This window comes from Serratia sp. GW822-FHT06E05 (assembly GCF_058799445.1).
In genome coordinates, this window is record NZ_JBXALM010000004.1 from 311,220 (window position 1) to 321,159 (window position 9,940).

8 protein-coding genes are annotated in these 9,940 nt (G+C 55.7%); 6 read left to right on the forward strand and 2 right to left on the reverse strand.

Features of this window, described 5'->3' with window-relative positions; all coding sequences use genetic code 11:
* The first annotated feature begins 101 nt into the window (after positions 1 to 101).
* Positions 102 to 803, forward strand: coding sequence for an NAD(P)H-flavin reductase (fre, locus tag AC1RKC_RS13510; RefSeq protein WP_020824850.1), 702 nt, complete (start codon positions 102 to 104; stop codon positions 801 to 803).
* Between the two features lie 168 nt (positions 804 to 971).
* Here the strand turns inward: fre and fadA are convergent, their stop codons facing one another.
* A complete protein-coding gene (fadA, locus tag AC1RKC_RS13515; RefSeq protein ID WP_020824851.1) occupies positions 972 to 2,135 on the reverse strand; it encodes an acetyl-CoA C-acyltransferase FadA in 1,164 nt (387 codons plus the stop codon).
* 10 nt (positions 2,136 to 2,145) lie between these two features.
* The gene (fadB, locus tag AC1RKC_RS13520) at positions 2,146 to 4,335 is read right to left on the reverse strand and encodes a fatty acid oxidation complex subunit alpha FadB (RefSeq protein ID WP_174573624.1); all 2,190 of its coding nucleotides are present in this window, start codon (positions 4,333 to 4,335) and stop codon (positions 2,146 to 2,148) included.
* 233 nt (positions 4,336 to 4,568) lie between these two features.
* On the opposite strand from fadB, the gene AC1RKC_RS13525 reads away from it, so the two are divergent.
* The 5 genes from AC1RKC_RS13525 (at position 4,569) to hemG (ending at position 9,871) form a co-directional block, all read left to right on the forward strand.
* Positions 4,569 to 5,765 (forward strand): MFS transporter, encoded by a 1,197-nt coding sequence (locus tag AC1RKC_RS13525; RefSeq protein WP_115057980.1) that lies wholly within the window; start codon positions 4,569 to 4,571, stop codon positions 5,763 to 5,765.
* Positions 5,766 to 5,882: 117 nt separating this feature from the next.
* Positions 5,883 to 7,214, forward strand: a complete 1,332-nt coding sequence (pepQ, locus tag AC1RKC_RS13530; protein WP_020824854.1) for a Xaa-Pro dipeptidase — start codon at positions 5,883 to 5,885, stop codon at positions 7,212 to 7,214.
* Complete coding sequence (locus AC1RKC_RS13535; RefSeq protein ID WP_046374702.1) at positions 7,214 to 7,828, forward strand: IMPACT family protein; 615 nt, start codon at positions 7,214 to 7,216, stop codon at positions 7,826 to 7,828. Before pepQ ends, AC1RKC_RS13535 begins: the two co-directional genes overlap by 1 nt.
* A 35-nt stretch (positions 7,829 to 7,863) precedes the next feature.
* Positions 7,864 to 9,315 carry a Trk system potassium transporter TrkH gene (gene trkH, locus AC1RKC_RS13540; RefSeq protein ID WP_020824856.1) on the forward strand — a complete coding sequence of 484 codons (1,452 nt, stop codon included), beginning with the start codon at positions 7,864 to 7,866 and terminating at the stop codon, positions 9,313 to 9,315.
* A 22-nt stretch (positions 9,316 to 9,337) separates the two neighbouring features.
* Positions 9,338 to 9,871 (forward strand): menaquinone-dependent protoporphyrinogen IX dehydrogenase, encoded by a 534-nt coding sequence (gene hemG / locus AC1RKC_RS13545; protein WP_020824857.1) that lies wholly within the window; start codon positions 9,338 to 9,340, stop codon positions 9,869 to 9,871.
* Positions 9,872 to 9,940: the final 69 nt, after the last annotated feature.

Below are 9,940 nucleotides of genomic sequence, written 5' to 3' on the forward strand. Positions count from 1 at the left end.
TGGGGTAAGCGAGAAAAGCCAACAAAGATGCAGCTTCAAATATGAAGGGTATGTCAGGCTCTGTTCTCAGTTTTGCATTGATGACCCGACAGAGGGAACGCATGACAATATTGAGCTGTAAAGTGACCTCCGTAGAGGCCATTACCGATACGGTTTACCGGGTACGTTTGGTGCCAGAGGCGCCGTTTTCTTTCAAGGCAGGGCAGTATCTGATGGTGGTGATGGATGAGCGCGACAAGCGTCCGTTCTCGCTGGCATCGACCCCGACAGAGCAGGATTATATTGAACTGCATATCGGTGCTTCGGAACTGAATCTGTACGCCATGGCAGTGATGGATCGCATTCTGAAAGAGCAGGCGATTACCGTTGATATTCCGCACGGTGACGCCTGGCTGCGTGAAGAGGGCAGCCGTCCACTGGTGTTGATCGCCGGCGGTACCGGCTTCTCATATGCGCGCTCGATTCTGTTGGCCGCACTCGAGCAGCAGCCTGACCGCGATATCTCTATCTATTGGGGCGGGCGCGAGCTCAAGCACCTGTATGATTTGAGCGAGCTGGAAGCGCTGTCAGTGCAGCATCCGAACCTGAAAGTCATTCCGGTGGTTGAACAGCCGGAAGAAGAGTGGCGTGGCCGTAGCGGCACGGTGCTCAGTGCGGTATTGCAGGATTTCGGTACGCTGGCGGAGCACGACATTTATATTGCCGGTCGTTTCGAGATGGCGAAAATCGCTCGTGAACGCTTCTGTGCCGAACGTGGCGCGCTGGAAGCGCACATGTTTGGCGACGCCTTCTCGTTTATCTAAGCGGCGAAGCGGGAAAAATTGGGGTGGCCAATGGCTGCCCTTTTTTATTGGCCGTCTGCGGATTTCAGGCATAAAAAAACCCGCCCCTGACAGGCGGGAAGTACGGCAACTAAACTTGTTGGCGTGCTGCGGTTTAAAGTGTGACGCAGTCAGGCCAAATAGACACAGCTAAACGCGTTCAAAGACGGTGGCAATCCCCTGGCCCAGGCCAATACACATGGTCGCCAGACCGAACTGCACATCGCGGCGTTCCATGTTGTTCAGCAGGGTGGTAGAGATGCGGGAGCCCGAGCAACCCAGCGGGTGACCCAGTGCAATGGCGCCGCCGTTCAGGTTGATCTTGTCATCGATGCTGTCCAATAGGCCCAGATCCTTGATGCATGGCAATGACTGTGCAGCAAAGGCTTCGTTCAGTTCGAACAGGTCGATGTCCTGCACGGTCAGTCCGGCGCGCTTCAACGCCAGCTTGCTGGCAGGCACCGGGCCGTAGCCCATAATGGACGGATCGCAGCCGACGACCGCCATTGAGCGAATGCGTGCACGGGCTTTCAGACCGAGCGCTTTGGCACGAGATTCACTCATCAGCAGCATGGCGGATGCCCCGTCGGACAAGGCCGAAGAGGTGCCGGCGGTCACAGTGCCGTTGACCGGATCGAATGCCGGGCGCAGTGCCGCAAGGCTTTCAACGGTGGTTTCCGGGCGGATCACTTCGTCGAAGTCATAACGTGTCAGCACACCGTCGGCGTCGTGGCCGGTGGTGGGAATAATTTCATTCTTGAAGTAGCCGGCCAGGGTGGCGGCATGCGCACGTTGGTGTGAACGCGCGGCGAACTCGTCCTGCATCTGACGGCTGATATTGTGTATCTTGGCCAGCATCTCGGCGGTCAGGCCCATCATGCCGGCGGCTTTTGCCACGCTGCGGCTGAGCCCCGGGTGGAAATCCACGCCGTGGTTCATCGGCACGTGGCCCATATGTTCGACGCCGCCAATCAGGCTGACGTGCGCGTCGCCGACCATAATGGCGCGCGCTGCATCGTGCAGCGCCTGCATGGAGGAGCCGCATAACCGGTTGACGGTTACGGCCGGTACGCTGTGCGGGATCTCAGCCAGCAGCGAAGCGTTACGGGCGATGTTAAAGCCCTGCTCCAGCGTCTGTTGCACACAACCCCAGTAAATGTCGTCAATTTCGGCTGCGTCCAACGCCGAATTGCGGCTCAGTACGGCACGCATCAGGTGAGCGGAAAGATCTTCGGCTCGTACCTGGCGGAAGGCTCCGCCCTTGGAGCGGCCCATCGGCGTGCGTACGGCATCAACAATAACTACGTTTTCCATCTTTATGACCTCATGCCGGTTGGCCAGTGGAGACATCGGACAGCGGCGCTGCCACCGGGTAGTAGCTTTCATTACGTTCGGCTTTGGCACGCAGGCCGGCAGGCACCTGATACAGAGCGCCAAGATGCGCGTAACGCTGAGCCATTTCGACGTAATGGGTGGTGCCAAGCGTATCCAGGTAGCGGAATACCCCTCCGTGGAACGGCGGGAAACCGATGCCGTAGACCAGTGCCATATCGGCCTCGGCCGGGCTGGCGATGATGTTTTCTTCCAGACAACGCACCACTTCATTGATCATCGGGATCATCATGCGGGCAATGATTTCTTCGTCACTGACGGTTTGACGTGGCTGGCTGACGGTCGCCAACAGGGCATCGGTTTGCTCATCGTTGTCTTTACGCGGCTTGCCTTTGCTGTCCTGGCTGTAGCGATAGAAGCCCAACTGATTTTTCTGACCGAAACGCTGGTTATCGAACATCACGTCGATAGCGTCACGGTAATCTTTGCCCATACGCTCAGGGAAACCGGAAGCCATCACTGCCTGGGCATGGTGCGCGGTATCAATCCCCACCACGTCGAGCAGATAAGCCGGGCCCATTGGCCAGCCAAACTGTTTTTCCATCACTTTGTCGATCTGACGGAAATCCGCGCCGTCGCGCAGCAGCAGGCTAAAACCGGCGAAATACGGGAACAGCACGCGGTTGACGAAGAACCCCGGGCAGTCATTCACCACAATCGGCGTTTTACCCATGCGACTGGCGTAGGCCACCACCGCAGCAATAGTGCTGTCGCTGGTCTGCTCGCCGCGGATGATTTCTACCAGCGGCATACGGTGTACCGGGTTAAAGAAATGCATGCCGCAGAAATTCTGCGGACGTTTCAGCGATTTCGCCAGGTGATTAATCGGAATGGTCGACGTATTGGAGGCCAGGACGGTATCCTCGCCAATCAGGCCTTCCACTTCGGACAGCACTGCCGCCTTGATCTTAGGATTCTCGACCACGGCTTCGACGATGACCTGTGCGCGCTCGATACCGGCATAGTCCAGCGTTGGCTGAATGGTCGACAGCACCTGGGCCATCTTCATGCCGTCCAACTTGCCGCGCTCCAGTTGCTTGTTCAGCAGCTTGGCGGCTTCATTCATGCCGAGCGTCAGGGATTTGTCGCTGATGTCTTTCATGATCACCGGCACGCCTTTCAGCGCGGACTGGTAGGCGATGCCGCCACCCATGATACCGGCCCCCAACACAGCAGCTTGCTTCGGTGCTTCAGCATTCAACGCCCGCTTCTTCGCCTGGCTTTTCACAAACTGATCGTTGAGGAAAATGCCGACCAGGGCGCGCGCCTCTTTGGAGCGGGCCAATGGCACAAAGCTGGCGGTTTCCAATTTCAACGCTTCATCGCGACCCAGCTTGGCAGCGGCCTCAATGGTTTTGACCGCGGTCATCGGTGCCGGGTAATGTTTGCCCGCGGTTTGCATCACCATGCCTTTGGCGGTAGTGAAACTCATGGCGGCTTCGATTGGGCTAAGCTTCAATGGCTCGAGCTTTGGCTGACGATAAGCGCGCCAATCCAGTTTGCCGTCGATCGCCTGTTGCAGCATTTTCAGCGCGGCATCGACCAATTTTTCCGGGGCAACCACTGCATCTACCAGGCCAACCTTCAGTGCGTCTTTGGCGCTGACGTCTTTACCGGCGGCGATGATCTCCAGTGCGCTGTCGTTACCCAACAGGCGTGGTAAACGTACGGAACCGCCGAAACCAGGCATGATGCCCAGTTTGGTTTCCGGCAGGCCAATGCGTGCATCCGGTGAAGCGACGCGGAAGTCTGTAGCCAAAATGCATTCGCAACCGCCGCCGAGCGCATAGCCGTTAATGGCCGAAATGGTCGGTACCGGCAGATCTTCCAACCGGTTAAAGATGCTATTGGCAAAGACCAGCCATTCCTGCAGTTTTTCTGCTGGAGCCGCAAATAAAGAAAGGAACTCGGTGATATCGGCGCCGACAATAAAGGCGGCTTTCGTGGAACGCAGCAGTAGGCCTTTCAGCTCGGTCTGCTTTTCCAAAACCGTGAGCGCTTCGCCCAGGCTGGCAACGGTGCGGGTATCCAGCTTGTTTACAGAACCTGGGGCATTGAACACCAGCTCGGCGATGCCGTTGTCGAGCCAGTGCAGTTGTAATGTTTCGCCTTGGTAGAGCATGTCTATCTCCTGAATCAGCGTTTGATCTGGTATGACCAGATGATGAGGAGTGTGGTTTTTATGTTAACAATATGCAAATAAGAGATTGCATTTTTGCAGGGCGGATCACATGACTCTGGGTTAATATTTTGATTTAAAACGAAGTTATATTTTATGTCTTATGGTGATTTGCTGGTGTGGGAAACCCCTCATACACTTGCCGGAGCGAAGCGCTAAACACCCAGAGGTGCGAAATGAGTAAAGCGGTATGTGCAAAACAGAGTGGGTTTTGGAGTCTTCCCGCCAGAACCATGACGCTGGCCTGCTTGCTGGTCTTCATGGCGCAGATGGCGACAACGGTGTATCTGCCTTCGTTGCCGACGGTGATGCAGGAATTGTCGATGACGCGCCGTGCCACCGAACTATCGATATCAATATTCGTCATTGGCGCCGCGCTACCGGTGCTGTTCTGGGGCGCGGCAGCCGATCGCTTTGGGCGGCGTCTGCCGCTGACGTTGTCGTTGGCGTTGTTTATCAGTTGCAGCGCGCTGCTGGCGTTTTGCAGCAATGGCACCCAATTATTGGTGCTGAGGGCACTGCAGGGCATTGCCGCCGGGGGCGCCGCGATCATCGCACGCATTATTGTTCGCGATAACTGGAGCGGCGACGAGCTGGCACGACGCCTTTCGGTATTGTCGATTGCCTTTATCGCCGCGTTGGGCGGTGGGCAGTTTATCGGTGGGTTGCTGAGTCAATATTCGCACTGGCAAATGGGCTTTGTACTGATGGGGCTGACCGGGCTGGCGATCCTGCTGCTTATGCAGACGCTGCCGTTGGAAGCTGGCAGGGGGGCGGGGCCTCGTCCGCCGATGGCCACGGCTTATTGGCGCATTTTGCGTCGACCGGGATTTTTCTGGCCGGCATGCGTCGGTGGATTAGGGTTCGCTACTACGGTAACCCTGCAAGAGGTGAGCCCGTTTATTATGCAGCAGGGGTTTGGTCTGAACGTGACGGCCTTTGGGGCACTAGGATTGGTGATCGGCGTAGCTTACTTTACCGGGGCGATGGCGGTGAATCGGACGGTGGCGCGTTTCGGCGGCAAACGGCTAATGCAGGTAGGAGTGAGTATTGTCGCTATGACGACCGTCGCGATCATGCTGCTGTGGTGGAGCGGTGTGCTGGTGGGGCTTTCCGGCATGGCGTTATTCATTGTGCTGTACTGCCTGACGATTTTTGGCCAGGCGGTATTGTTCCCTAACAGTATGGCGATGGCCGTCAGCGATGCCAAAGAGCAGGGTGCCTATGCCATGGCGTTGTGTGGGTTTCTGCAGCAGTGCCTGGCGGGTATCGCTGCGGCCGGTGCCGTTTTGCTTGAGCATCACGGTCTGTGGGCCGCCGCGATCGCCTCGTCAGGTTTTATCGCCTGGTTAATTGTTAAGCTGCGGATGTAACGACATTTACAGTGATTTGCGAAGCGCCCCGCATGCCAGAGGCGATGAGGTTGGTACGCAGGAACGGTGTGCTAAGATGAGGCATTCCGTTCTAATGGTATGTAAAAGGGTATTGTGATGGAAACACTGGCTTCTTTGTATAACGACCACCTAGCAGAACTGCAAAAACGCGCGCGTGAAGTGTTAACGCGCAACAAACTGGACGCGTTGCTGATTCACTCAGGGGAACTGCAGCGGATATTCCAGGACGACCGCAGTTATCCGTTCAAAGTGAATGCGCATTTTAAAGCCTGGGTACCGGTGACTTCGGTTCCAAACTGCTGGCTGTGGGTGGACGGCGTTAACAAACCGAAGCTGTGGTTCTATTCGCCGGTCGATTACTGGCATAGCGTTGAGCCGCTGCCGGACAGTTTCTGGACCAAATCTGTTGAACTGATACCGCTGGCTAATGCTGACGATATCGCTCAGCAGCTGCCAGCCCAGCGTGAGCGCGTGGGCTATATCGGTTATGCGCAACAGCGCGCTCGCGATCTCGGTATTTCGGCAGAGAACGTTAACCCTAAAGCGGTGCTGAACTACTTCGACTTCCATCGCTCAATCAAAACCGGCTACGAGCTGGCCTGCATGCGTGAAGCGCAGAAGACCGCGGTTATGGGGCATCGTGCTGCCCACGAAGCTTTCCTGTCAGGCATGAGTGAGTTTGATATCAACCTGGCTTATCTCACGGCGACAGGCCATCGCGATACCGATGTGCCTTACGACAATATCGTTGCGCTGAATGAGCATGCGTCGGTACTGCATTACACCACGCTGGATCACCAACCGCCGGCTGAAATGCTGAGCTTCTTGATCGATGCTGGTGCGGAATATAACGGCTATGCGGCCGACCTGACTCGTACTTATGCTGGCCAGAGCGGCAGCGATTTCGCCCAGTTGGTTAAAGATCTTAATAACGAGCAGTTGGCGCTGATGGAAACCATCAAAGCCGGTGTGCGTTACACCGATTACCATGTGCAGATGCACCAGCGCATCGCCAAATTGCTTAAAAGCCACAAACTGGTGAGCGGTATCAGCGAAGAAGCCATGGTGGAACAAGGGCTTACCACGCCATTCCTGCCGCACGGTTTGGGCCATCCTCTGGGCCTGCAGGTACACGACTCAGCCGGTTTTATGCAGGATGAACAAGGTACTCACCTGGCCGCGCCATCTAAGTACCCATACCTGCGCTGCACCCGCGTATTACAACCTGGCATGGTGTTGACCATCGAACCTGGCCTCTACTTTATTGAATCCCTGCTTGCACCGTGGCGCAGCGGCGAATTCAGCCAACACTTTGCCTGGGATCGTATCGATGCGCTGAAACCTTATGGTGGTATCCGTATTGAAGACAATATCGTGATCCATGAAAAGCGCATTGAGAACATGACGCGCGATCTGAACTTGGCCTGATGCAGCCTTATCCGATCCCCGCAGGCCCCATTAGCGTCAGCGAGGAAATCAAGAAGAGCCGTTTTATCACCCTGCTGGCGCCGACCAGCGGGGTTGATGCGGCCAAGGCGTTTATTCAGCAGGTACGTGATGAGCACCCGGCAGCGCGGCACCATTGCTGGGCATTTGTCGCCGGGCCGCCGACCGATTCTCAGCAATTAGGCTTCTCAGATGACGGGGAGCCCTCCGGCACGGCGGGTAAACCTATCCTTGCGCAGCTTATGGGTAGTGGCATAGGCGAAATCACCGCCGTAGTGGTACGTTACTACGGCGGTATCAAGTTGGGCACCGGCGGTTTGGTAAGAGCCTACGGCAGCGGGGTGCAGCAGGCATTAAAACAGTTGGCCGTAAGCTACAAGATCCCGCAGGCCGAATATACTTTGCAATGCGACTATGCTCAGTTGGCACTGGTAGAGAATCTGTTGCAGCAAACAGAAGGGCGGATTGTACAGGGGGAATATGGTGCCTCCGTCGTGCTGCATCTGGCTTTACCGGTCACCGGCGTTGAGGCGTTCGGGAATAAATTACGTGATCTCAGTCGCGGTAATTTGCAATTAACCCCCATTTCGCAATAATTCCCCCCAACTGAATTGCTAAGGATCGTGCTGAAATGCATTTTCGCGCTATTACCCGTATCGTGGGTTTGTTGGTCATCCTGTTCTCCGGGACGATGTTTATTCCTGGTCTGGTGGCATTGATATACCGCGATGGGGCAGGGCGGGCGTTCAGCCAGACCTTCTTTGTGGCGGTGACCATTGGCCTGATGCTGTGGTGGCCTAACCGTAAACAAAAGCACGAGTTGAAGCCGCGGGAAGGCTTTTTGATCGTGGTGCTGTTCTGGACGGTGCTGGGCAGCGTCGGGGCATTGCCGTTTTTATTTTCGGAGCGGCCTAACCTGTCGCTGACCGATGCCTTCTTCGAGTCGTTTTCCGGTTTGACCACCACGGGGGCGACAACCTTGGTGGGGTTGGACTCGTTACCCAAAGCCATCTTGTTCTATCGGCAGATGCTGCAATGGATGGGCGGGATGGGGATCATTGTGTTGGCCGTAGCGATACTGCCGATCCTCGGTGTCGGGGGGATGCAGTTGTACCGGGCAGAAATGCCGGGTCCACTGAAAGATAACAAAATGCGTCCGCGCATTGCCGAAACGGCTAAAACCCTGTGGCTGATTTATGTTCTGCTGACCATTGCCTGCGCGTTGGCGCTCTGGGGGGCAGGCATGTCGATGTTCGACGCCATAGGACACAGCTTCTCGACCATCGCCATTGGCGGCTTCTCTACCCACGATGCCAGCATCGGTTACTACGCCAGTCCCACCATCAACACCATTATTGCTATTTTCCTGCTGATCTCCGGTTGTAACTACGGCCTGCACTTTGCCTTGTTGAGCGGGCGCAGCCTGAAAGTGTACTGGCGTGATCCTGAGTTTCGCATGTTTATCGCCGTCCAGTTGACGCTGGTGGTGGTCTGCACTGGCGTACTCTGGGGGCATGGTGTTTACAAAACCGGTATGGAAACGCTCAATCAGGCATTCTTCCAGGTGGTGTCGATGGCGACGACGGCGGGCTTTACTACCGACAGCATTTCCAAATGGCCGTTATTCTTGCCGATGTTGCTGCTTTGCTCTGCCTTTATCGGTGGCTGTGCCGGTTCGACGGGGGGCGGCCTGAAAGTGATCCGTATTCTGTTGCTCTATTTGCAGGGCTCGCGTGAGCTAAAAAGGCTGGTGCACCCTAACGCGGTTTACACGATAAAATTGGGTAACCGCGCACTGCCGGAACGGATCCTGGAGGCGGTATGGGGATTCTTCTCGGCTTATGCGTTGGTCTTTATCGTCAGCATGCTGGCCATTATCGCAACCGGTGTGGATGATTTCTCTGCCTTCGCTGCTGTGACGGCGACGCTGAACAACCTGGGGCCGGGGTTGGGGGTGGTGGCGGATAACTTTACTACCATGCCTGCACCGGCAAAGTGGATCCTGGTTCTGACGATGCTGTTCGGTCGCCTTGAGGTCTTTACACTGCTGGTTCTGTTTACGCCGACGTTCTGGCGCGAATGACCTTGATAAAAGGAGTAACGCCGTGAAGGCACTGATTCTTTATTCTAGCCGTGATGGGCAAACACGTTCTATCGCCTCTTATATAGCAAACAAACTGCAGGATACGCTGCGCTGCGATGTGATCGATTTGCTGCAGGCGGATAATATTGACCTCACGCAGTATCAGCAGGTATTGATTGGCGCATCGGTGCGTTATGGTCATTTCCATCCGACATTGGGAAAGTTCGTCAAACGCCACGCTGAACAATTGAACCGGATGCCGAGCGCATTCTTTAGCGTCAACCTGACCGCCCGTAAAGCGGACAAACGTTCCCCGCAGACCAATGCTTATACCCGTAAGTTCCTGCTGGCGTCGCCTTGGCAGCCAAAACAGTGCGCCGTGTTTGCCGGCGCACTGCGTTATCCACGTTATCGCTGGCTCGATCGCGTAATGATTCAACTTATTATGCGTATGACCGGGGGCGAAACAGACAGCAGTAAAGAAGTGGAATACACCGATTGGCAGCAAGTGGAACGTTTTGCCCAAGAGTTTGGCCATATTCAGTATGAAAAGTGACGAAAACGCTGGCTTGTGCAGCGTTTTGTCGAAAAATACCGCGCTTGAAAAGTTTTTTGCATTTAGGGG